This is a genomic window from Robertmurraya kyonggiensis, from assembly GCF_005116465.1.
Classification (GTDB): Bacteria; Bacillota; Bacilli; order Bacillales; family Cytobacillaceae; genus Robertmurraya; species Robertmurraya kyonggiensis.
In genome coordinates this window covers 68,081-91,234 of record NZ_SWBM01000001.1, presented here as the reverse complement: position 1 = coordinate 91,234, position 23,154 = coordinate 68,081, and the positions used below count along the sequence as shown (strand labels likewise).

Sequence of the window (23,154 nt, the reverse complement as noted above, 5' to 3'; positions counted from 1 at the left end):
CTTGTTAAAAATTACATTGTTGTAAAGGAAAATTTAAAATTTTTCGTAACATTATACGTATTATTTGAAAAACCTATGCTTACATCATAAAATAATGGAGACTAATTTTTAGAAGGAGTATATATGAACGAAAAAAAAGATGTTCGTGAATCGCTAATTTTTATCGCTTGGGCAGCTTCCGTTCTTGCTATGTTTGGAAGTTTGTATTTTTCTGAAATTAGACAGTACGAGCCTTGTGAACTATGTTGGTACCAAAGAATATTAATGTACCCGATGGTTGTGATTTTAGGGATTGCCACGATTAAAAAGGATTTTCGAATATCCTTATACACGATGATTTTATCGCTTATCGGAGCTGGAACTTCCTTATATCACTACGGACTTCAAAAGCTTGCTTTTCTAGCTGATGCAGCCCCTGCCTGTGGTCGTGTCCCATGTACTGGACAATACATAAATTGGTTCGGTTTTGTGACGATTCCTTTCCTTGCCCTTATTGCTTTTATCATCATTTTTGTTTGTAGCTTCATGATTTGGAAGAAATCGAAGGAGGTTTAATCATTGAAAAAAGTACTTATTTTCTTAGTCATCATTATTGTATTATTTGCAGGGGTTTCGATTTTAACAAAAATGCAGAACGAAGAAAAGGTCTCATCTGAGAATAATAAATATGGAAAAGATACATTGAATGCTTTAACTGTTGATCAATTAGATGATCCTAATTATCAAAATGTGATTTTGCCTGAGGATTTAGAAGAAAAGCTTGCTAATAAAGAAGATGTAACTGTTTATTTCTATAGCCCGGATTGCCCTCATTGTCAACGTACAACACCAGTCGTTGCTCCACTAGCTGAGGAAATGGGCGTTGACCTTGTTCAATATAATTTACTTGAATTTGAAGATGGTTGGGATGATTACGGAATTACTTCAACTCCAACAATTGTCCAATTTAAAGAAGGAAAAGAAACAGAGCGTATCGTAGGTTCTCAAGAAGAAGCAGTATTCGAAGATTGGTTTAACCAAAATAGCAAATAAAAAAAGCTGGATCAAAAGGTCGGTTTATACATCACCTTTTTGGTCTCAGCTTTTTTTACTTATATCAACAACTCATTCGCTGCCTTTGTGTAAACACTAAAATTGGCATTATTCATTTGCTTTGCTTCTAAAAATTGTTCATAATCAAATGGGAAAAACATACCATAATCCTTTAGAATATCTGTATTCGTTTGAAAAATGGATTTGTACTTTGGTAGTAGTTCATTTGATTCTAGAATTGAAATCAAAGTCTGCAGACTAGCGATGACTTGATATGCTTCCTTTAAGGTTCCAAACTGCGCACATTGTTGTAATACGTTGAGCTCTTCAAATTCTCTAATGTCCTGATCTGAATAATAAAGAGGAAAAATGTCCTGATAAAACGTTTTAATAAGTCCCTTTATCATTTCTTCTTGGTCTGGTGTAGACGCAAAAACAACCTTCACTTTTAACCCACCTTTAATAGCCTTATAATACCTTTGTCATATATGATAAGAATAACATATGTACTTAGGTCAAAAGCGTGGTAATTATCGCCAAAGCTTTAACATTATTCCGTACCATCGAAAGGAGAAAAACATGCAAATTACATCGAAAAAGGGAGAATGGTTCGAAATAGTGGTACCATCCGACTGGAATGGCATTTCAACTGAGCATTTATTTTGGAATGTTTGGAATGCCCCTAAGAAGCTCACTCATCAATTCAGAACAAATAAAGAAGTCACAGTAAATGGTTCCCCTGCGAACTGGCATGAAGCACTAAAAGCAGGAGACCGTTTACGGATAAAACTTTTTTCCGATGTTGAATTTGGTGTGACACCCACTTATATGGATTTGGAAATCCTTTTTGAAGACGATCACTTACTTATCGTTAATAAGCCCGCTGGAGTCAATACTCATCCAAATAGCCCAGAGGATACTGAAACTTTGGCAAATGGTGTTGCCTTCCATCTGCAAGCAAATGGAGAGTCGAGACAAGTAAAGCATATCCATCGGTTAGATCGGGACACTTCAGGAGCTATTCTGTTTGCAAAGCATGCACTTGCAGGCTCCATTTTAGATAAAATGCTCGAGGAACGAAAAATTAAAAGGACTTACGTTGCACTTGTTCAAGGTAAAATCAGAGGCAAAAAGGGAACGATTAAGGAACCAATCGGGAGAGACCGACATCATCCCACAAAAAGAAGAGTGTCCCCAAACGGCCAACAAGCGATTACACACTATGAAGTCATCGAAGCAAGCCTACATTCTTCAAAAGTAAAATGTCAGCTTGAGACTGGAAGAACACATCAAATTCGTGTCCATTTTAGCCATATTGGTCATCCACTGATTGGTGACAAATTATATAATGAAGAACCGAGTAGCAATCGCTTAGCCCTTCATGCAGAACGACTCCAATTAACGCATCCACTAACATTTGAAAAAATTGACGTGGTTTGTCCAATAGAGTGGTAAATGCAAAAGAGCGCCCATTACCTAGATGGGCGCTCCATTTATATAAACGGCATGTGAGCCGAAATTTTTTGTATGTAATCTCTTTTCCCTTGCAAAATTCGTCCTAAACTAAAAAATACCCTTGGGAAAAAATCCCCAAGGCTATCATATTTTTTATAGTGGAAGTTCCGGTTCTTCTACTTCAGGTACTTCTCCACCTAGACTCTCTAAAAACGCCACAAGATGTTTTACTTCTTCATCTGTTAGGCTAAGGGGTTGTAAAAGTTCGCTCTTGTTCGGGTGAACCCCTCCACCTACATTATAATAATTGACGACATCCTCTAATGTTGCTAGGCTGCCATCATGCATATATGGACCTGTATGAGCTACCCCACGAAGGCCTGGGGTTCTAAACTTTCCTTTATCATTTTCGTTGTTTGTCACGGCGAATCTACCGTCGTCTCCATCCATACCTAAGTTGTGATAATTATGATCGGATAAAAGCGGACCAGCATGACATGAAATACAGCTTGCCTTACCAACGAACAGCTTCATCCCTTCTTTGGCATCGGCAGATATGGCATTTTCATCTCCTGCCAAATATTTATCAAAAGCTGTATCCGTTACCACAATTGTTCTCTCAAATGACGCAATCGCTTTTGCAATATTATCAGCTGTGACTTTATCATTAAATACTTTATTAAATTCTTCTACATATCCTGGTATTGCACTTAATTCTGTAACCAAATCACCTAAATTTTGGTTCATTTCACCTTCAGCCTGAATTGGACCAACCGCTTGCTCTTCTAAGCTGCCAGCACGTCCATCCCAGAAATTTTCCTTATAGTAAGCAGAGTTGATAATGGATGGACTATTTCTCGGTCCATTGAATCCTTCAAAACCAATAAATTTCTGTAGGCCATCAGCATAACCTGCTGCTGGAGCATGACATGATGCACAGCTCAATTTATTATTACCTGAAAGTCTTTCATCAAAATAGAGCATTTGCCCTAGATCCACTTTCTCATCTGTTAATTCGTTGTCTGCAGGGACAGCTACTACTCCAAGCGGCTCAAATTTAGCCTTAGCTGCTTCTAATTCAGCATCCACTTCTGGTTCTTCAGTTGCGGTTGGTTCTTTCTCAGGTGCAGCAGCATCTTCTTTCGTATTACATGCGGCCAAGAACATGGCTGAGAAAAGAAGAGTCAGTAATAACTTCATACTTTTCATGGTAATACCCCCAATGAATTTTATTGGCTGAAATAAACTGTCGCGACTTTCCATTTATATCATCCAATTACAGTTATTATATAATTAGATTAATTCTTATTTTCGAGTAAGTTTTGAATAAAATGTGAATTGTATCACAAAGTAACATACGCATGTTTTTTACAGTTACTAACAATAATTACTAGAAATAAACAATTTTCATCAATAAAAGACAAAATAACTATTTTTTTGAGTGATTTTTATTTATTTTTCACTATTTTTCATATAAAATTATTTAGCTTGGAATTATATTATTAAGCTTAAGAATAATTGGAGGTCAAATCATGGTTTTCAAAAAACAGGACAAGTTAATGGTTTTGTTAAAAGACATTTCCATAAATTTAAGGGAGAGCGCGCATTATTTCGCTGATTATAAGCTTCAAAACGTCAATGATTTAAAAGTCTTTTTTGAAACACTAAAGGAATACGAAACAAAAGGCGATACATACGTACATGAAACGATTCAAGAGTTGAACAAAGTATTTATTACTCCTATCGAACGTGAAGATATTCTTCAATTAGCGATGAGTATGGATGATGTATTAGATGGCTTCGAGGCTTGTGCAGCTATGTTTGAAATGTACTGCATTACTCAAGCTGACGAATTCATGGTGAAGTTTGTTCAAGCTTTACGTGCATGTGCAGAAGAAATTGAAGTTTCCATTGATCTAGTTACCAATAAAAAACTCCTACAAGTTCGTGAACATGCAATAAAGATTAAAGATTACGAATCCAAATGTGATGGCATCTTACGCCAGTCAATTAAACATTTATTTTCAGTAGAAAAAGATCCAATTCGCATTATTCAATATAAAGAAATCTATGAAACATTGGAAGAAATTGCTGATCATTGTCAGGGTGTAGCAAATACACTTGAAACCATTATTATGAAAAATGCCTAAGGAGTCTTGTCATGGATGTTATTCTTATACTTACAGTATTAATCGTCATTGGGGCATTAGCATTTGACTTTATTAATGGATTTCATGATACTGCAAATTCCATCGCTACCGCTGTGTCGACCAAAGCATTACGCCCAAGACAAGCTATCATACTTGCCGCTACAATGAATTTTATTGGAGCGATTTCTTTTACAGGCGTTGCTAAAACAATCACAAAAGATATTGTCGACCCTTTTACCTTAGAAAACGGTTCGGTTGTTATATTAGCAGCCCTAATTGCTGCGATTGCATGGAATTTAATTACTTGGTATTACGGAATTCCATCTAGCTCATCCCATGCGATTATCGGTTCTATCGCTGGTGCTGCGATTGCTGCAGCGGGTTTTCAAGCATTGAACTTTAAAGGTTTCTTAAAAATTTTAGAAGCACTTATTTTTTCACCAATTATCGCCTTTGTTGTAGGTTTTATTGTATACAGCATTTTCAAGGTAGTTTTTAAGAACAATAATCTTTCTAAAACAAATCGTAACTTCCGTTTAATACAAATCGGTACAGCTGCTTTACAATCGTACACTCATGGAACAAATGACGCTCAAAAAGCAATGGGGATCATCACAATGGCGCTAATCGCCAATAATTATGTTACGACAGATGACATTCCATTTTGGGTACAATTATCCTGTGCGATCGCCATGGGTCTTGGAACTTCTGTAGGTGGTTGGAAAATCATTAAAACGGTTGGCGGTAAAATCATGAAAATCCGTCCTGTAAATGGGGTTGCTGCGGATCTAACTGGAGCTATGATTATTTTCGGAGCAACTTATATTCATTTACCGGTAAGTACGACTCATGTTATCTCCTCCTCTATTCTCGGTGTTGGTTCAGCTCACCGTGTCAAAGGGGTTAAATGGGGAACTGCACAAAGAATGCTTATCACATGGGTGATTACCTTGCCTATTTCAGCCATTTTAGCTGGTATCTGCTATATGATTTTGAATTTATTTTTCTAAATATAAAATGGTTGAGTTTATAAAACTCAGCCATTTTTTTATGCTCATTTCGTGTATGATTAAATAGAAGACATTTTCTAGGAGGTGATACCTATGCCTGATTGGTCGTATCATCCACTCTTTAAACCACTTGTGTCGAGGTTACCAGGTTCTATCGGAAGGGAGTTTATTCATCATGGAATGAGTTTCATCGCATCCATTCCTGGAGGCTCTCGGTTCATCGAATTTCTGGGCCATATGGCTCCTTCAACTCATTTAAAACGGGATTTTCTTGGTATTCCCGTTGTAAGTCCTATTGGATTAAGTGGCAAGGTTGACCCACAATTAACGGGTACTCGTGCCTTTTCTCATTTAGGATTCGGATTTATTGAAATGGGTCCTGTTACCATTGAACCACAATTAGAAGTTCATGCTTTCTTCCTGAACGAACAGATCTTTTTCCCAGAGTCCTTTGAATCAATCGGACTTGAAAAAACAATTGAAAAGCTACAACTAATCCAACCTTATGATATCCCCCTCTTCATTCGGATTGGAAAGACTGAAAGTTTAAAAGAGCTCTTTTTATTAATAGAAGCTTTAATTCCTTATAGCGACGGGCTCATTATCGAGGATGAATTAAATAAGGAACAACTTGAGGAGCTTAAGGTATTTCAGGGAAATACGAAAATCCTTTTATCATTACCCGCTACTAAGATAAAAGTAAGAAAAGCATACATAGAGCAAATATTTCATGAGCGTTTAATTGATGGCATTGTCATTGAGGAAAGCTTCTTGAAGCAAGGTGAAAAACGGTATTCATCTAAAGACCAATCTTCCGATATAATCCTAGCACTAGAGGAGCTATCCAATATCCCAACGATTGTCTCTGGTGCTATTTCAGAGCCAAAGGACGCTTTACTTTTTCTTAAACATGGAGCCGACCTTCTAATGCTTTCAAGTGGCTATGTCATAACGGGACCTGGGCTTCCAAAACGAATTAATGAGGCTATTTTGGATCAGGAACGTGCACAAGTTGTACATAGTGGCTGGCAATGGTACTGGTTGTTTGGATTGTTTATTTTCGTAGGTGGCTTATTAGCCTTAGGCTTTAGTATGACCTCCGTCATTCTTTCCTATGACGAAGCCTTTTTACAATTAACTAGAGAACAGCTCATGGCTCTCAATCCAAAAATCATCAATTTCATGGCACATGATCGGATGACGCTGGCAGGAACCATGATATCTGGAGGCATATTGTATATGCAGCTAGCTCGTAATGGAGTCAGATATGGAATTCATTGGGCTAGAAAAGCGATAAATATTGCTGCCATCATTGGTTTCTTCGGGATACTATTTTTTATTGGCTATGGTTATTTCGATTGGTTACATGGGTTGTTTTGGGCAATTCTCCTACCCGTATTTTATATTGGCTGGAAAAAAACAAAGAATGCACATGAGGTTTCAACTTCCAGCAATCGTACGAATCATCTAGCATGGAAAAAAGGAGCTTGGGGACAGCTTGCTTTTGTGATCCTAGGCTTTGCTTTTATACTTGGTGGAATTGTTATTTCAACGATCGGGGTAACAAACGTTTTTGTTTCAACAGATATTTTGTATATATGCATGACACCTGAGCAATTAAATACGATGACGGAAAAATTAATCCCCGTTATCGCTCATGATCGAGCTGGATTTGGCGGTGCCCTAATAAGTGTTGGATTGCTAGTCCTCACCCTATCGCTATGGGGATTTCACCAAGGGCAACGATGGGTTTGGTACACCTTTTTAATCGGAGGCATTCCGGCGTTCTCTGCTGGCCTTTTAACCCATTTCTTTATTGGGTACACAACGTTTATTCACCTACTTCCAGCTTATATTGCATTTGTTTTATATATTGTCGGACTCGTGCTTTCTAAGGACTTTTTCTTTGAAACTAGAAAAATATAACGAAAGAACCGCTTAAATGCGGTTCTTCTATTAGTCCTGTAATAAAGCCCTCGTGATTTCTCGTATTAATCTTGGAAGGTATCCAAAGCTATAAGGCTTGTAGACTCGTTCTGTCCATTTGTGTGCATCCTTGCCATATACACCTACATTGATTGAAGGAATATTTAACTCCTTCATTTTTTCTAATGGGATTGGGAATAGCGTATCCAACGCAGGAAAATTTCTCTTTAGTGAGCGAATCTCCTCTTCTGAATCTTCGAAAGACAGGAAGCTACCATCTGATAAATAAGGAAAATATTTTCGTAGTTTAAAAATTTCTCCTGTTTCAGTAGCTTCTTTCTCAAGAACAGCCTGGATTTTCTCAGAAAGAGAGCTCCCCCTCTCATTATTTAAATTCAGATAATTAGACGGTAAGAACGGCGGTGCATAGAAGATGATTACTCTCGGCTTTTTCTCAGGATCTAATTTTTGCAATGCATCTACAATTTCATAGGCTGCCTCTCTCTCATCTAAATCTGTATTCTGAAAGCCCTCTATTATTCTATCGATTTCATTTATCCTTAGCCCCTGTAAATAACCGATATAGTTTTCTAAAGTCGTTACCTCTACTGTCCAACTAAGATCTCTTTTTGGCAATTGATTAAGTTTGACGAATTCGGAGTAGCTCGTTTTGAGTCTAGCTTCAAACTCGTGACAAGCCTCTTCGGCAATTTTAGCTAACCCGTCTAGCACGGCATGAGGTGTCTTTTCATAATAGAAGTAATTAAAATATAAACGCGCGCTTAACGCCGTCTGTACATTATACTGCTTTTTATCATCTCGAAAATATAGACAGCTGGGTGGAAGAACAAGCTCCCCTTCGATTTTCTCAACTAGGTCGAGATTTTGATTGATTCTAAGATTGATCTCAGATGCAATAGTTGTAGGATCTATACCTGATAGACTTTCCCCCACATGTGCCTCTCTCCCGAAAACAGCAAAGCACGGCAAAAGCTTCCCAGCGGTACCTGTGTAAATATATTTATTGCTATCCTCAGGATAAAGTGGCGAGATTAGATCATTATTGAGCGCTGCCACGTACTCTAAAGCATATTTTTCCTTTAGACGAATTAATTCGGATAATGCTCCTCTAATCCCTGTGTGCTGACGTTCTTCATCCGGATTGAACATAACTAAAATATTTCCGTCGAGTTCATCCAAATGCTCGGAAAAATAAAGAAGATTTGCTACATGGACAGCAACTCCACTCTGCATATCAAGTGAACCCCTACCAAAAAGCCATTCCCCTGATTGAGCATCTGCCATCACATCCTCATCACTCTTATACGTAGAAAAATACTTTTCAAGAGCATCTGGATTATGGGCAATTGCTTGTATGGAACCGAAATCTTCCGTCCCAACTGTATCGAAATGAGCGAAATAAATAACGGTTTTTGTTGTATTCTTAGGCGACTTTAATAAAGCAAAGACATTTTTCCGCTCATATGAATCATTTTCGATCTCCCGAATGATTAAATGATCTGGATGTACCTGATAATAGGAAAAGGATTGAAGGAAATTAAAGAGCCATTCTGCCTTATGTATTTCTCCATTCGTACCTGAATAGCTTTGTATCTCAATTAATTCTCTTGTTAAAAGTTCGATTTGCTGTTCTATTTGTAATCCTTGAATACGTTTAAACAATGGTACATCCCCCTCGGAGTCACTGAATTTCAATAAATAATATTACAAACACTGCAAATAATAAGAACATTAGATAATTTTATGATATTCGATTTAGTGCTTGAAATCCACCCACAAAACGAATATTATAGAGAATGTGTTTTTAAAACGTTCGTGTTTTGGAGGTTAATCATGTTTAAGTTAAAAGAACATCAAACGAATGCGAGAACGGAAATTTTAGCCGGGATCACAACATTCCTAACAATGGTATATATCGTAGTCGTGAACCCGATTATTTTAGCGGATGCCGGAGTTCCATTTGATCAAGTATTCACTGCAACGATTATTGCAGCAGTTGTCGGTACTTTATGGATGGGTCTATTCGCTAATTATCCCATTGCGATTGCGCCTGGTATGGGATTAAATGCATATTTCGCTTATTCTGTTGTTGGTAGTCACGGAAATATCGACTATGTTACAGCTTTTGCAGCTGTGTTTATTGCAGGTATTATTTTTGTCATTCTTTCTTTAACACCTTTTAGAAATATGTTAATTGAAGCTATTCCGGAAAATCTAAAGCACGGAATTAGCGCAGGTATTGGTTTATTTATTGCCTTTATTGGTTTGCGCTTAACTGGACTTATTACAGCGCATCCTTCAAACTTAGTAGCACTAGGAGATCTGCACCAGCCCTCAGCTTATTTAACGATTATCGGTCTTGCGGTCACATTGATTTTAATGAGTTTACGAGTACACGGGGCGTTATTCATTGGGATGATTGTTACAGGTATTGTTGCTTACTTTACTGGCAACCTATCCTTTGATCAAGGTTTTGTTTCATTACCGAAATTACCTGAAGGACTAATTGTTCTTAATCCGATTGACGCGATTGGCCAAGTTTTCGAACATAGCCTATATGCAGTTGTTTTCTCATTTTTACTTGTTACAATCTTTGATACGACTGGAACAATGGTTGGAGTTGCCCAACAAGCTGGTTTAATGAAAGGTAATTCATTGCCTCGTGCTAAAACAGCATTGCTTTCCGATTCAATCGGTACAACTGTTGGAGCCGTGTTTGGAACTAGTCCAACTACTGCTTTCATTGAATCATCATCAGGAGTTGCGGCAGGTGGACGTACTGGACTAACTTCAGTAACAGTTGGAATTCTCTTTATCCTAGCTGCTTTCTTTGGTCCGTTAGTAAGTGCAGTTTCTGGCTTATCAGCAATCACAGCACCAGCCTTAATCATCGTAGGAAGCTTAATGATGGGTTCTGTTGCTAAAATTAAGTGGAATGAATTAGATGAAGCATTCCCGGCTTTCTTAACGATTTTAGCAATGCCGTTAACTTCAAGTATCGCTACTGGAATTGCACTAGGGTTCATTTCTTACCCACTTATCAAAATCGCCAAAGGTAAATGGCGTGAAGTTCACCCAATCATTTACGTATTTGCAGTATTGTTCTTCTATCAATTGGCATTCTTGCCGCATTAATAAAAAGAGACCTATGAAGGCGTTCAATCCCCTCATAGGTCTTTTATTTTGTCCTTTTCACATATTGCTCAACGAGTCGGTCTAGACGATTCAACTGGAATGCGTATTGATAAACTATTGAACTAATAACAACGAGAGGAATTTTACTTCCTTCTTCCTCTTTAAAATCACTGATGTTTTTTTCCAAGAATGCGCTTGTTTGATTCAATAACTCCTCTTCAAGCTGATGCTCTTCATCCATTTTTATTTTTCCGTTGTATTTTAATAAAATCAGCTCGTGAAGTTTGATTAAATGCTCTAATTGTTGATCGAAAAATACATTCTCATCTTCATTTGGTTTACTTTGAAAATAGAAATCATCTATACTTTCTAAAACAAGAAACCCTTGTTGAAGCGATTTGAACATCATCTTAAAGACAACAATTTCTCGTAAGTCCATTTGATTGACCTTCGCCATCTTCTCTCGTTCTTCATCAAAGAGCTTAAACTGCTCCTCTAGTTTTAAGAGGTCCTTTTCTAGTTGCTTCATTTGATCATGAAATGATTTCTCCGTCATTTCATTCGAAATCGCCGTCCTCATTAAAATGGACATATTTTGAAACACTTTATAAACTTTGTCGATGTAGTTTTTCCGGTAATTGGGTGGGGCGATCAATACGTTTACCAATAAGGCAGATGTCATTCCGATTAGGATAATGCCAAATCGATGCAAAGCAAACAATAAATCTTCATTACCCGGTGCACTCATAATCGCCAGCACTGTCACCAATGTAAGGGAAATCGTTTCGGCCATTTTTAGTTTCAAGCTAACTAGAATAACGATAATCATTACGAGGCCAATTGCCAAGGGATCATTGCCTAGAAAATAAAGTGCCAATAACGCAATGATTGCACCTAATGTATTTGTTTGAGCTTGGTCCCAAATTTGTTTCCACGTTCGATAAATCGAAGGTTGAATGGTAAAAATCGCGGCAACACCAGCGAATACAGCTGATTCCAAATGAAACAAAGAGCATATGTATAATGCGAGCGTAACTGCAATTCCCGTTTTTATAACCCGAGGTCCTAATGTCACGAATATCAAACCCTTCAAAATTTAATCATTGGTTTGTTCAACCCATTTTACGCCGGACCTGCATTCTTTTCAAGAGATATCTTTGTCATGAAACTTTTTGCGCTTTCGAACGTAAGTATAGAAAGCATAATTATAAAGTTAATCAAGAAGGGAGAATGAGATGAAGAAATTCACCATCATGCTAGTCTTGGCTACTATGCTGTTAAGCGGCTGTTCATTTTTGAATGAGGTTAACGATACGCTCGATTATGTCGGGGTAACAACCGAACATATCGAACGTTTAAATACTTTCGCTGAAGAAGCCCCACAATTAGTAGAAGATGCCCTAAGCAATCCTGAGTTGGTAACAGAGCTTGAAGCCAAGCTTACTACCTTAAAAACAGAAATTGAAGAATTTATTGCTTTGAGCGACATCCCAACAATCGCAGAAGACATTCATCAGGAGTTAGTAAGTAAAAATGAATTACTCCTTGAAGAAATTAATAAAGTTCTTGAAAATGGTCATATCGCGTTAGATAAGCTTGAAAACTCGCAGATTTTCACAACAATTAGTGATGTTACAAGCTTGATGAACCGAATAGAGAATCTTACACAATAAAAGACTTGGCAAATGCCAAGTCTTCTTTTTATGCTACATCCACACCTGTGGAAGCTATCCAAATTTTGTACCAATGTTGGCAAGTCATTTTAATAGATAGAGCATCTACAGCAGAGCGAATTCGCTCGATTTTTCCAGAACCAATGACCGGCATAATTTTCGCTGGATGATAAAGTAGCCAAGCGTACATCAGCTTATCCAATTCCTTTGTACCGAGCTCTTCTCCAACTTCGAGTAATGCCTTCTTGATACGTACGGACTTTTCATCAGTAGCGTTAAAAATTTTCCCTCCGGCAACCGGTGACCATGCCATCGGAGCTACCCTCTTTTGTAGGCAATGTTCAATGGTTCCATCTTGGAATGTTTCCAGGTGACTCACCGAAATTTCTACTTGATTCGTTACCAATGGAAATGGCAAGTAACTGCTTAACATATCAAATTGAGATGGAGTAAAGTTTGAAACTCCGAAATGTTTTACTTTCCCCTGTTCCTTTAAAAGCGTAAATGCTTCGGCCACCTCTTCTGGATCCATAGCCGGATCAGGACGATGAATAAGGAGCACATCCACATAATCCGTTTGTAAATTTTTCAATGAGTTCTCAGCACTTTTAATGATATGATCTTTGCTTGTATCGTAATGCTTGACCTCATGATCGGGTCGTTGATTGGATAGGAGCTTGATTCCGCACTTTGTCACAATCTCCATCTTGTCTCTAAGAGAAGGCTTCAATGCTAATGCCTTTCCAAAAATAGCTTCATTTTGATAATTTCCGTATATATCTGCATGGTCAAAGGTTGTAATGCCAAGGTCTAGACATTCTTCAATTAACATTACTAATTCTTGGTCCTTAAGATTCCAATCATTCAATCTCCATAATCCGTGGATCATGCGTGAGAATGATAATTCCTCAGTTAGCTTAATTTTTTCCAAAGTAATCCCCCACTTCTAAAGTTTTTTTATCTTTTTCGTACAGCTTTCCATTGCTTGTAAAACGGATGCGCGGAATCCATTCAATTCTAGTGCCGATACAGCTTCGATTGTTGCTCCACCTGGTGTACAAACCTGGTCCTTTAATTCTCCTGGATGCATGCCAGTTTCTAAAACCATTTTAGCAGCACCGAGGACGGCTTGTGCCGCAAGACGATACGCTTGCTCTCTTGGAATACCATCCTTCACACCACCATCGGCAAGCGCTTCAATAAACATATAGACATAGGCTGGAGAAGAACCACTAATCGCTGGAATACTGTCCATTAATCTTTCTGCCACCACTTCCACTTCTCCAAAAGAACGGAAAATGGCTAAAACTTGTTCAAGGTCATCAGAAGTAACCATATCATTTATGCTGAGCGCACTCATTCCCTCTCCTACAAATGAAGGCGTATTCGGCATCGTGCGGACCGCTTTAATCTTTTTACCAAAATCACTTTCTAGGGTATCCAATGTAATTCCTGCAGCAACGGTTATAATAATGGTATGTTCCGCAATTACCGACCTAATTTCTTGAATAACTTCATTATGTATATCAGGCTTCACAGCAAGGAAAAGGATATCTGCCCATTTCGCAACTTCTTCATTATCCTTCGTCGCATGGACTGAATACTTTTCCTTCACCTTATTAATTGTTTCATCTGACTTTGCACTAACTTTAATTTGTTTAGGGGCAAATGTGGCAGATGACAATATCCCTTTTATCATAGCTTGGGCCATTTTTCCGGACCCAATAAATCCAATTTTCTCGTTCATGATTTCCCTCCTAGTAAACACTGTTATTATACTTGAACATAACTAGAAACTCCATTAAAGGAGGCTAATCGATGGATACGTTTTTTAATAATGAAAACCCACTACAAATCCGGCTTAAAACAAAGGAGTTTTATCAACAATCGACGTTAGAACTTGCTCAGAATCTTCTAGGTTGTTTGCTTATTAAAGAGACTTCTGAAGGAGTTGCTTCCGGCTATATCGTAGAGACGGAAGCCTATATGGGACCTGAGGATAAAGCTGCTCATAGCTTTCAAAACCGAAGAACGAAACGGACAGAAGTGATGTTTGGGGAGGCAGGCATTGCTTATACATATAAGATGCACACCCATTGTTTGGTCAATGTGGTGAGTGGTGAAAAAGAAAAGCCTCAGGCAATTTTAATTCGGGCCGTTGAACCTTTTACCGGTATTCCTTTAATGAAAACGAGAAGGCAGACAACAGAGCTTAGAAATTTAACAAATGGACCGGGGAAATTAACAAAAGCTCTCGGAATTACAATGGACGATTATGGTTCCTCTTTTTTGAGTCCTCCCTTGATGATTGCTGAAGGTTATATCCCCGAAAGTATTTCAGTTGGAAAAAGAATTGGCATAGAAAATAGTGGGGAAGCAAAGGATTATCCTCTCAGATTTTGGGTGAAAGGAAATGCTTTTGTCTCAAGACATCAGCGTGAAATATAATGCATGAATGATTCCTCCTAACCTCATAATAAATATGTTTAAAAAATTCTAGGGGGTACTTTTTATGCAACAGCAATTTAACCAAAATGAGCAACAACCAATTGGGCAAACGAATCATGGTGCACATGAAGTCATGGCTACTCATGAAGTATTACATGGTTTGGTTGGGGCATTTAATGAATACTTGATGTGTGAAGAACATACGAATGACCAAGAGCTAAAGGATATTATCCAAAGGCAAAGACAGTTTATGACCGAAGAATACAATATTTTGCTCGAATCCTTTAAAACAGGACAGGAACCATCGAAACAAACTTCTGTTTATAAAATGAATCAATCAAATGAAGTGCAGTTTGGATTATCAGGCGGCAAGCCAACAAAGCCAAATCAAGCGGCATCGCAAATTGGTGATAAGTGCGTTTCTGGTGTGATGATGTCTTGCATGAAGTCCCTTTCAAGCTGTATGACAATGGCCGCTACAGAGTGTAATAATCCAGTCGTTCGTCGTGTAATTGCGGACAGTGTCCCGAATCATATTGAAATGGCCTATGAACTTTTTTTATACCAAAACAAAAAAGGCTACTATCAAGTCCCCCAATTCAGCGGACAAGATATGCAGCACATGCTAAATGCATTTGAACCTGCGACTGGAAATGGAACTATGCTTCAATAGAGAAAAAGAGGCTATTCCAAAAGTGTTTTTTTAGATACACACTTGGGATAGCTCCTCTTTTTTGTTTAGATATTCTCTGTTGATAGGTCATGCGGACATTGTTCACTGGATTCTCGCAATAGTTGTCTTCATGACGAGCTCATGCGGACACTATTCGTTGGTTCCTTAAAATAGTTGTCCTCATGAATGGTTTACGAGAAAAATTGCCTTCTCCACATCTGGATTTATCCTATTTTTATGAGACAATCTCTTTTAAGCCGAATCCGAATCCTCAGTCGGTACAGCAAGGGTATCACCTATCGTTAGCTGTTTCGGATTTTTATGTTGGTTGACTTTTAATAAAGAAATAATGGAGATGTTAAATTCACGGGCGATGGAGCAGACTGTGTCACCCCTCTTAATCTTGTATGCTCTTATCACAAGTCTTGACTGTTCCACAACAATCACCACCCTGACATTTTACAAATTCTTTACCCGCCTATTTTTTCCATAAACGCAGACATGCACACAAAAATAGCTCCTCCCACATGAAATGGAAAGAGCAATTTTTATTTGATTAAATACCTGTTAGTCCTTGAAGTGCCTCGGCAATGAAGCCCATTCCAAGACCTAAAATAAAGAAGACAATCGATATCGTCCATGCAGCTCCTTTTGAAAGCTGTCCTACTTTATGAAGACCAAATGCAACTAGAATTAGCTGCCAAATACTGAATATCTCAAAAGTGGCAAGAACAGGCGAGTCACTGCCCAATACTCCTCCAATACTTGTGAATGAGATATCTGAATTCTGACCAACCAAGTATTGAATTAGATTGTTCAATAAGATTCCCGCAGCTCCAATGACCAATATATAAGTGTTCATGGAAAATAATTGTTTAAAAGTTGTATTCTTACTAGCAATTTTAACAATGATAAAATGAATAACGGTAGAAATCAAAATACCTAAAATCGGTGCGAAAAGTCCGCCAACAGCAGTTGTAACTTTGGTAAGTGGCAAGACTAACTCTGCTTGTTCCAGAGAAAGTGTACCTGGTACAACTAGATCCTCTGCCTTAATTGTCAACGCTGACAAACTAGCAGCTAGGCCATAGACGAGAGTAATAATAAAAAGAACTCCCCAAATCTTTGGCTCTTGTCTAATTTTTTCAAACTGCTCATTTGGTCTCCAAAACATTCCTAACAGGGAAGGCTTCCCTGTATCCTTTTTTTCCATTTCCATAGACTCAACTCCAATCATGTTATATGTTTCTATACGGTTTTAGGAAATCGTAGGTTTCATTCTAAATCACTTGGATAAACGACACCCATTTGTTTTCTTGCCTCATCTAAAATTTCCATCACCTGTAAAGAAACTTCATATGAGTTGATACTCGATTCTCTTTTACCGTTTTGTAAAAGCTCAATAAATTCATTTGTTTCGTAGTACATTGGATGATTAACTTGTACTTGAGCGATATCTTCTACTTCACCATTACGATAACGAATTTTTACATCCTCAGGTGGATTTAGTTTGTCAAAAACGATGCTACCTTCTTCCCCTTGGACTTCTGATTGAACATAGGAATTTGTGATTTTTGAGAACATCAGAAGGACATCCTTGTCTTCGTATTGCAAAACTAAGCTTCCTTCAGCATCAACACCTGTTTCTAGTAAAAAGCCGCTCGCCTTAATTTCCTTGGGCTTCCCAAATAGTGCAACAGCCGGATACAAGCAATATACCCCGATATCCATCAATGAACCGTTTGAAAACTCTGGCTTAAATGCGTTTAGAATTGCGCCCTCTTTATATGCATCATAGCGAGATGAATACTGACAATAGCTTGCGAAAAATCTTCTTACCTGACCAATCTTATGTATATTATTCTTAATTGCTTGGAAATTTGGAAGAAATGTTGTTTTTAGAGCTTCCATTAATAATACATTATGTTCCTTCGCAGTCTCGACCATTTTTCTAAGCTCACGTGCATTCGAAGCCATTGGCTTTTCACATAACACATGCTTTTTATTTTCCATTAGTAAAATGGCTTGGTCCGCATGGTAAGAGTTTGGACTTGCGATGTACACAGCATCAATCGCATCACTTTTAGCCATCTCTTCAAGACTTGTAAAAGTTAAATCGATGCCATATTTTGCAGCAAATTCTGATGCTTTTTCCTGAGTACGTGAATAAACAGCGGTTAACTGAAAATCTGAATGCTGACTAGCAGCCTGCAAAAATGAGTCAGTTATCCAATTGGTTCCGATGATTCCAAAGCGTATCATGTTTGTTTCCCCCCTCGTTGATTTATTCTATTATAATCTATATTTCCTAGAAATTAGAAGAAAAAACAAAAACAGCCCCCATCGGACTGTTATCAAAATGTCTATATAATTTGGCCAAAGCATGGCTCATCTTTATTTAATTACTGTTAAAAGCTTTCTCCCGCATGCACATATACTAGAGTGCTTAAGCTGGATTACTTCTTGATGGCAAGTATCACATGTCTTTTTCACCAAATGAATCATCTCCCTAGTGCGATTTCTTTCTTAATTAGAATTATACCAATTTAAATATTAAAGTCAATATTTATTTAGAATAATTATAATTAAGATTAGATAATCTCTAAAAAATGAGATAAGATTCGTGCGGTCAGTCCCCAGATCACTTTATCTTCATAATAATAGAAGTACTCTTCCATTTGTCGAATCTGCCACTTATACTTCTCCCCACCTCTAATATGGTGAAAAGGAAATTTTTCCTCAGGCTCTAACTTGAAATTAATATGATAAATTTCTGGTTTCGTTTGTTGAAGATATGTGAGTGGGACAGAGAAAACTTCAGCTACTTCAGCTGGATTAGGTGAAATATGCGCAGATTCATTAATAAATCCAACATAGGGATAAATAATGGAGCCGAACGATGAGACCATATAATCGAGTGGGGATACATTGATAATCTCCTCTTCAGCAATTCCTAATTCTTCGGAAGTTTCACGAATAGCTGTATGTTCTTCATTTTTATCACTCTCGTCTACCCTACCACCAGGAAAACAAATTTCTCCTGGTTGTCTTCTTAACTGATGGGACCGAACCTCAAACAAGACGTGCAGTCCATCGTCTTTTTCGATTATCGGTAAAAGCACCGCATAATTCGAGTAATCTTCACTTCCTAAAATTCGAGGCTTTCGATTTTGAAGGAGTGACCTAAGATGATTGATATCCATTTTCTCCCCCCTGCAGGCTATTTTCTCTATTATATCGTTTAAATGAAAAAGACTACAGTATCGTAGTCTCAATCGTCCGTTATATTTTTCCCGTAAAAAATTTCATCCATTTCGGTTACGAGTTTTTCCGTAATCTCCTTTTCTTCTTCTGAAGTTAGATCAGCCTTTGATTGATGAAATAAATAATTATTCAAATCAAATCCTCGAAGTTTACATTTCGTATGAAAAATATTCTCCTGATATACGTTAACATCAATCATATGATAGAGCTTTTTCACATCGTCCGGGATATAGTTTTGAATGGAATTAATTTCATGATCGATAAATAGTTTATGTCCTGTGATATCACGGGTAAAACCACGAACCCGATAATCAATTGTCATCACATCTGTTTCAAAAGAATGAATTAAATAATTCAGTGCCTTTAACGGAGAGATTTCTCCACATGTCGCTACATCTATATCAGCACGGAAGGTACTTATCCCCTCATCAGGATGTGACTCAGGATAGGTATGTACGGTGATATGACTTTTATCCATTTGGGCAACGACTGAACCAGGAATCGGTCCCGGCGATTCTTCGAATGATTCCACAGGCGACTCATCCACTGGTCCTTCTGAAACAAGAATCGTTACACTCGCACCTTGTGGAATATAATCCTGTTTTGCCACATTCAGAATATGCGCGCCAATAATCTCTGCTACGTTAGATAAGATATTCGTTAGTCGGTCGGCGTTATATACTTCATCAATATATTCTAAATAAGCATCCCGCTCTTCCCTTGTTTTCGTATAGCAAATATCATACATATTAAAACTTAATGATTTTGTAAGATTATTAAACCCATGTAACTCGACGATCTGCTTTGGCGTAAGATTCATCACAATATCCCCTTTATCTTTTTGAAAATCCCATATCCTTATGTTTTTTGGAAAAAAGGATATTATTCATTTTATAAATTGCGCAAGATAACATTATCTTGCCAAGAAAGGAGATATTTTATGACAAATCGCAACGATAATCGCGAGCGTAAGAACAAGTATCCGAATAACAAGAAAGCAGATACTGAGTTCTCCAAGGATGTTAATATCCGTAGTGAGCGTACGAAAAAAGATTTAAAGAAATAGCGTGTTATGGGACCCATTCTTTAGGGTCCTTTCGTCACTTCCCCCTTTTCTCTTAACCCACCCACAAACGTGCAGGAAAAAACCCTTTATCTAGTGAATATTATAATTACGCAATTCTTGTCAAAATAAGGGGGATAAACAATTGAAATATGATGTCATTTTCGTGGGAGCTGGACTTGCTGGATTGGTCGCAACCTCGGAATTAGTCGAGGCAGGAAAAAAAGTGCTACTCCTAGACCAAGAGCCCGAAAGTTCATTAGGTGGACAAGCTTGGTGGTCTTTTGGCGGCCTTTTCTTAGTCGACTCACCTGAGCAAAGAAGAATGGGAATCAAGGATTCAAAAGAGTTGGCTTGGCAGGATTGGCTAGGGACGGCAGGCTTTGATCGGGAAGATGACGAGGATTATTGGGGAAGAAAATGGGCAGAAGCCTACATTGATTTTGCAGCCGGAGAAAAAAGAGAATGGCTACATCAAATGGGCGTAAGGTTCTTTCCTGTAGTTGGTTGGGCAGAACGTGGTGGCTATTTAGCTGAAGGACATGGAAACTCTGTTCCTCGCTTCCATATCGTCTGGGGAACTGGTCCTGGTCTCGTTAAACCATTTGAAGAAAGGGTTAGGCAAGGAATCGCCAAAGGACTTGTAGATTACCGACCTAGACATCAAGTCGACGAACTCCTCACTGAAAATGATGCAGTTGTGGGTGTAAAAGGTTCGATACTCGTCCCAAGCAACGTCGCCCGTGGAGAAGCAAGCTCACGTGAGGTTGTTGGGGAATTTGAATTTCATGCTTCTGCTGTTCTTGTCTCTAGTGGAGGAATTGGCGCGAACTTCGACCTCATTAGAAAAAATTGGCCAACTCGACTTGGCGAACCACCTAAAAAAATGATTTCAGGTGTTCCCGCACATGTTGACGGTAGGATGCTTGAAATCACTGAAAACGCTGGAGGCAGAATCGTCAACCGTGACCGGATGTGGCACTATACTGAAGGCATACAAAACTGGAATCCGATTTGGCCAAAGCATGGGATTCGAATTTTACCCGGTCCTTCATCTGTTTGGTTAGATGCAGAGGGAAATCGATTCCCTACACCATACTTTCCAGGATTCGATACACTTGGTACTCTCGAAGCTATTCAAAAGACTGGCTATGATTATTCCTGGTTCATTCTTACCCAGAAAATTATTGAAAAAGAATTTGCTCTTTCTGGCTCTGAGCAAAATCCGGATTTAACAGAAAAAAGCATTAAAAAGGTTTTGTCAAGATTAGCACCTGGACCGACTGCTCCTGTTAAAGCATTTATGGAACATGGTGAAGATTTTATTGTTGCCGATACCCTACCAGAGCTGGTTAAGGGAATGAATAAAATTTCAGGTGAAAACTTAATTGAATTCTCTCATATCGAAAGACAACTTCAGGCCCGCGATCGTGAAATGGACAACAAGTTCACAAAGGATTTACAGATTACAGCCATGCACGGAGCTCGTAATTATCTCGGAGATAAGCTGATTCGTGTAGCAAAACCACATAAAATTTTGGACCCTAAAAATGGGCCGCTCATTGCCGTGCGCTTAAATATTTTGAGCAGAAAAACACTTGGAGGCTTGCAAACTGATCTGTCTGGACGTGTCCTGAACTCCGAAGGAAATCCAGTATCAGGGCTATATGCCGCTGGTGAGGTATCTGGATTTGGTGGAGGCGGCATTCATGGATACCGTTCTCTTGAAGGTACATTTGTTGGGGGCTGTTTGTTTACAGGAAAACAAGTTGGTCGCTCTATCGCAAAAGAAGTCAATTAAGGTAAAAAGGCACTCACAATTGCGGGTGCCTTCAAAATTTTCTTACCAGCGAGCAGTTAACATCTTTCTTCTTGTATAAAATTCTACTCCATCTGTTCCATTAGCATGTAAGTCTCCATAGAAGGAATTTTTCCAGCCAGAGAATGGAAAGAAAGCCATCGGAGCTGGGACACCGATATTAACCCCTAACATCCCCACTTGAATATTCTCTCTAAAGTATCGTACAGCACTACCACTATCAGTGAATAGGCAGGCACCATTTCCGAAGTCTGACTGATTGGTTAACTCAATTGCTTCCTCTAAGCTATTCACACGAACGATGGAAAGGACAGGTGCAAAAATTTCTTCTTTCCAAATTCTCATGGAAGGATTCACTTGATCAAAAATTGTCGGTCCAATAAAGTAGCCCTCTTTATGATATACTTCGTCATTACGACCATCACGAACAAGTACAGCTCCTTCTTGTTCACCTATTTCAATATAGTTAGCCGTTCTTTCCTTATTTTCTTTACGAATCACTGGACCTAAAAAGACATCTTCTTCAAGACCGTTTCCGATCTTAATTTGATCCGCTTGCTCGTTTAGCTTTTCAATCAACGGCTCAGCCACATCTCCAACTGCAACAACTACAGAGCATGCCATACATCTTTCACCCGCAGATCCGTAAGCGGCCCCAATAATCTCTTTTACTGCAGCATCTAAATCAGCATCTGGCAAAACGATCGAATGGTTTTTTGCTCCTGCTAATGCTTGCACTCTTTTTCCATTCCCTGCTGCTGATTTATAAATATACTCAGCTACTGGCTGAGAGCCAACAAATGAAATAGCTGGAACGTCCTTATGATCCAATAATCCATTTACAATATCATGAGCACCGTGGACAATATTAAGAACTCCATCTGGAAGTCCTGCCTCTTTGAATAGCTCTGCTAAACGATTTGCTAGAATTGGCGTTCTTTCAGAAGGTTTTAACACGAATGTATTTCCGCAGGCAATTGCTAGCGGAAACATCCAGCAAGGAACCATCATCGGGAAGTTGAATGGGGTAATTCCACCAACTACGCCAACAGGATATCTATACATGCCAGATTCGATATTTGTGGCTATATCCGGAAGCTGTTTTCCCATCATTAGCGATGGAGCACCAGCAGCAAATTCTACACATTCAATCCCCCGTTGTACTTCTCCATATGCCTCTTTGTAGCTTTTTCCATTTTCGTGAGTGATCAGTTTTGCTAACTCTTCCCAATTATCAATTAATAATTGCTGATATTTAAATAGAATACGAGCCCGTTTAGGCACTGGTGTATTACTCCAATTTTTAAAAGCTTCTTTTGCAGCTTGCACCGCTTCATCAAGGTCCTCGCGAGTTGAAATTGGTACCTGAGCAAGTTCTACTCCTGTTGCAGGGTTTGGAACACTCTCGTATTTTTCCGTTTTTGCCTCAATCCATACCCCATTAATGAAGTTCTTTAATAGTTTTGTGGTTGTCGTTGTCATGAA

General features: G+C 38.4%; 24 protein-coding genes. 12 read left to right on the top strand and 12 right to left on the bottom strand.

Annotation, left to right across the window (positions count from 1 at the left end):
* Positions 1-123: 123 nt before the first annotated feature.
* Complete coding sequence (locus FA727_RS00505) at positions 124-555, top strand: disulfide oxidoreductase (protein WP_136828802.1); 432 nt, start codon at positions 124-126, stop codon at positions 553-555.
* A 3-nt stretch (positions 556-558) separates the two neighbouring features.
* On the top strand, positions 559-1,032 hold the full coding sequence (locus tag FA727_RS00500; RefSeq protein WP_136828801.1) for a thioredoxin family protein: 474 nt from the start codon (positions 559-561) through the stop codon (positions 1,030-1,032).
* A 59-nt stretch (positions 1,033-1,091) separates the two neighbouring features.
* Here FA727_RS00500 and FA727_RS00495 read toward each other — a convergent pair whose 3' ends face one another.
* Entirely contained in the window at positions 1,092-1,478 is a 387-nt protein-coding gene (locus FA727_RS00495) for a DUF5365 family protein (RefSeq protein WP_136828800.1), read from the bottom strand.
* Between the two features lie 133 nt (positions 1,479-1,611).
* On the opposite strand from FA727_RS00495, the gene FA727_RS00490 reads away from it, so the two are divergent.
* Positions 1,612-2,487, top strand: coding sequence for an RluA family pseudouridine synthase (locus FA727_RS00490; RefSeq protein ID WP_136828799.1), 876 nt, complete (start codon positions 1,612-1,614; stop codon positions 2,485-2,487).
* 153 nt (positions 2,488-2,640) lie between these two features.
* On the opposite strand, the gene FA727_RS00485 is transcribed toward FA727_RS00490, so the two are convergent.
* Entirely contained in the window at positions 2,641-3,696 is a 1,056-nt protein-coding gene (locus tag FA727_RS00485) for a cytochrome-c peroxidase (RefSeq protein WP_136828798.1), read from the bottom strand.
* A 323-nt stretch (positions 3,697-4,019) separates the two neighbouring features.
* Here FA727_RS00485 and FA727_RS00480 point away from each other — a divergent pair, with 323 nt between their 5' ends.
* The 3 genes from FA727_RS00480 (at position 4,020) to FA727_RS00470 (ending at position 7,573) form a co-directional block, all read left to right on the top strand.
* Positions 4,020-4,637 carry a DUF47 domain-containing protein gene (locus FA727_RS00480; protein ID WP_136828797.1) on the top strand — a complete coding sequence of 206 codons (618 nt, stop codon included), beginning with the start codon at positions 4,020-4,022 and terminating at the stop codon, positions 4,635-4,637.
* Positions 4,638-4,648: 11 nt separating this feature from the next.
* Positions 4,649-5,647 carry an inorganic phosphate transporter gene (locus FA727_RS00475; protein WP_136828796.1) on the top strand — a complete coding sequence of 333 codons (999 nt, stop codon included), beginning with the start codon at positions 4,649-4,651 and terminating at the stop codon, positions 5,645-5,647.
* A 93-nt stretch (positions 5,648-5,740) separates the two neighbouring features.
* On the top strand, positions 5,741-7,573 hold the full coding sequence (locus tag FA727_RS00470; RefSeq protein WP_136828795.1) for a beta/alpha barrel domain-containing protein: 1,833 nt from the start codon (positions 5,741-5,743) through the stop codon (positions 7,571-7,573).
* A 30-nt stretch (positions 7,574-7,603) separates the two neighbouring features.
* Here the strand turns inward: FA727_RS00470 and FA727_RS00465 are convergent, their stop codons facing one another.
* Positions 7,604-9,256, bottom strand: coding sequence for a M20/M25/M40 family metallo-hydrolase (locus FA727_RS00465; RefSeq protein ID WP_136828794.1), 1,653 nt, complete (start codon positions 9,254-9,256; stop codon positions 7,604-7,606).
* 171 nt (positions 9,257-9,427) lie between these two features.
* Between FA727_RS00465 and FA727_RS00460 the strand changes: the two genes are divergently transcribed.
* Entirely contained in the window at positions 9,428-10,729 is a 1,302-nt protein-coding gene (locus FA727_RS00460; RefSeq protein ID WP_136828793.1) for an NCS2 family permease, read from the top strand.
* Positions 10,730-10,772: 43 nt separating this feature from the next.
* Here FA727_RS00460 and FA727_RS00455 read toward each other — a convergent pair whose 3' ends face one another.
* Positions 10,773-11,804: an FUSC family protein gene (locus tag FA727_RS00455; protein ID WP_136828792.1), complete on the bottom strand. Its 1,032-nt coding sequence runs from the start codon at positions 11,802-11,804 to the stop codon at positions 10,773-10,775.
* A 160-nt stretch (positions 11,805-11,964) separates the two neighbouring features.
* On the opposite strand from FA727_RS00455, the gene FA727_RS00450 reads away from it, so the two are divergent.
* On the top strand, positions 11,965-12,402 hold the full coding sequence (locus tag FA727_RS00450) for a DUF6376 family protein (protein WP_246041643.1): 438 nt from the start codon (positions 11,965-11,967) through the stop codon (positions 12,400-12,402).
* A gap of 28 nt (positions 12,403-12,430) precedes the next feature.
* On the opposite strand, the gene FA727_RS00445 is transcribed toward FA727_RS00450, so the two are convergent.
* Both FA727_RS00445 and proC read right to left on the bottom strand, forming a co-directional pair.
* A complete protein-coding gene (locus FA727_RS00445; protein ID WP_136828791.1) occupies positions 12,431-13,333 on the bottom strand; it encodes an aldo/keto reductase in 903 nt (300 codons plus the stop codon).
* A gap of 15 nt (positions 13,334-13,348) precedes the next feature.
* Positions 13,349-14,149 (bottom strand): pyrroline-5-carboxylate reductase, encoded by an 801-nt coding sequence (gene proC, locus FA727_RS00440; RefSeq protein ID WP_136828790.1) that lies wholly within the window; start codon positions 14,147-14,149, stop codon positions 13,349-13,351.
* 71 nt (positions 14,150-14,220) lie between these two features.
* Between proC and FA727_RS00435 the strand changes: the two genes are divergently transcribed.
* Positions 14,221-14,850, top strand: coding sequence for a DNA-3-methyladenine glycosylase (locus FA727_RS00435; RefSeq protein WP_136828789.1), 630 nt, complete (start codon positions 14,221-14,223; stop codon positions 14,848-14,850).
* Between the two features lie 64 nt (positions 14,851-14,914).
* A complete protein-coding gene (locus FA727_RS00430; protein WP_136828788.1) occupies positions 14,915-15,523 on the top strand; it encodes a spore coat protein in 609 nt (202 codons plus the stop codon).
* Between the two features lie 252 nt (positions 15,524-15,775).
* Here the strand turns inward: FA727_RS00430 and FA727_RS00425 are convergent, their stop codons facing one another.
* From FA727_RS00425 to speD, 5 genes are all read right to left on the bottom strand, one after another.
* Positions 15,776-15,961, bottom strand: coding sequence for a LysM peptidoglycan-binding domain-containing protein (locus FA727_RS00425; RefSeq protein ID WP_158318771.1), 186 nt, complete (start codon positions 15,959-15,961; stop codon positions 15,776-15,778).
* Between the two features lie 118 nt (positions 15,962-16,079).
* Positions 16,080-16,742, bottom strand: a complete 663-nt coding sequence (gene yknW / locus FA727_RS00420) for a YknW family membrane protein (RefSeq protein WP_136828786.1) — start codon at positions 16,740-16,742, stop codon at positions 16,080-16,082.
* Positions 16,743-16,798: 56 nt separating this feature from the next.
* Entirely contained in the window at positions 16,799-17,785 is a 987-nt protein-coding gene (locus FA727_RS00415) for a Gfo/Idh/MocA family protein (RefSeq protein WP_136828785.1), read from the bottom strand.
* 329 nt (positions 17,786-18,114) lie between these two features.
* Positions 18,115-18,726 (bottom strand): NUDIX hydrolase, encoded by a 612-nt coding sequence (locus FA727_RS00410; RefSeq protein ID WP_136828784.1) that lies wholly within the window; start codon positions 18,724-18,726, stop codon positions 18,115-18,117.
* A 68-nt stretch (positions 18,727-18,794) separates the two neighbouring features.
* Complete coding sequence (speD, locus tag FA727_RS00405) at positions 18,795-19,607, bottom strand: adenosylmethionine decarboxylase (protein WP_136828783.1); 813 nt, start codon at positions 19,605-19,607, stop codon at positions 18,795-18,797.
* Between the two features lie 120 nt (positions 19,608-19,727).
* Between speD and FA727_RS24865 the strand changes: the two genes are divergently transcribed.
* A complete protein-coding gene (locus FA727_RS24865; protein WP_281280825.1) occupies positions 19,728-19,853 on the top strand; it encodes a hypothetical protein in 126 nt (41 codons plus the stop codon).
* 142 nt (positions 19,854-19,995) lie between these two features.
* Entirely contained in the window at positions 19,996-21,651 is a 1,656-nt protein-coding gene (locus FA727_RS00400; protein WP_136828782.1) for an FAD-binding dehydrogenase, read from the top strand.
* Positions 21,652-21,693: 42 nt separating this feature from the next.
* On the opposite strand, the gene FA727_RS00395 is transcribed toward FA727_RS00400, so the two are convergent.
* Entirely contained in the window at positions 21,694-23,151 is a 1,458-nt protein-coding gene (locus tag FA727_RS00395) for a CoA-acylating methylmalonate-semialdehyde dehydrogenase (protein ID WP_136828781.1), read from the bottom strand.
* Between the last annotated feature and the right edge of the window lie 3 nt (positions 23,152-23,154).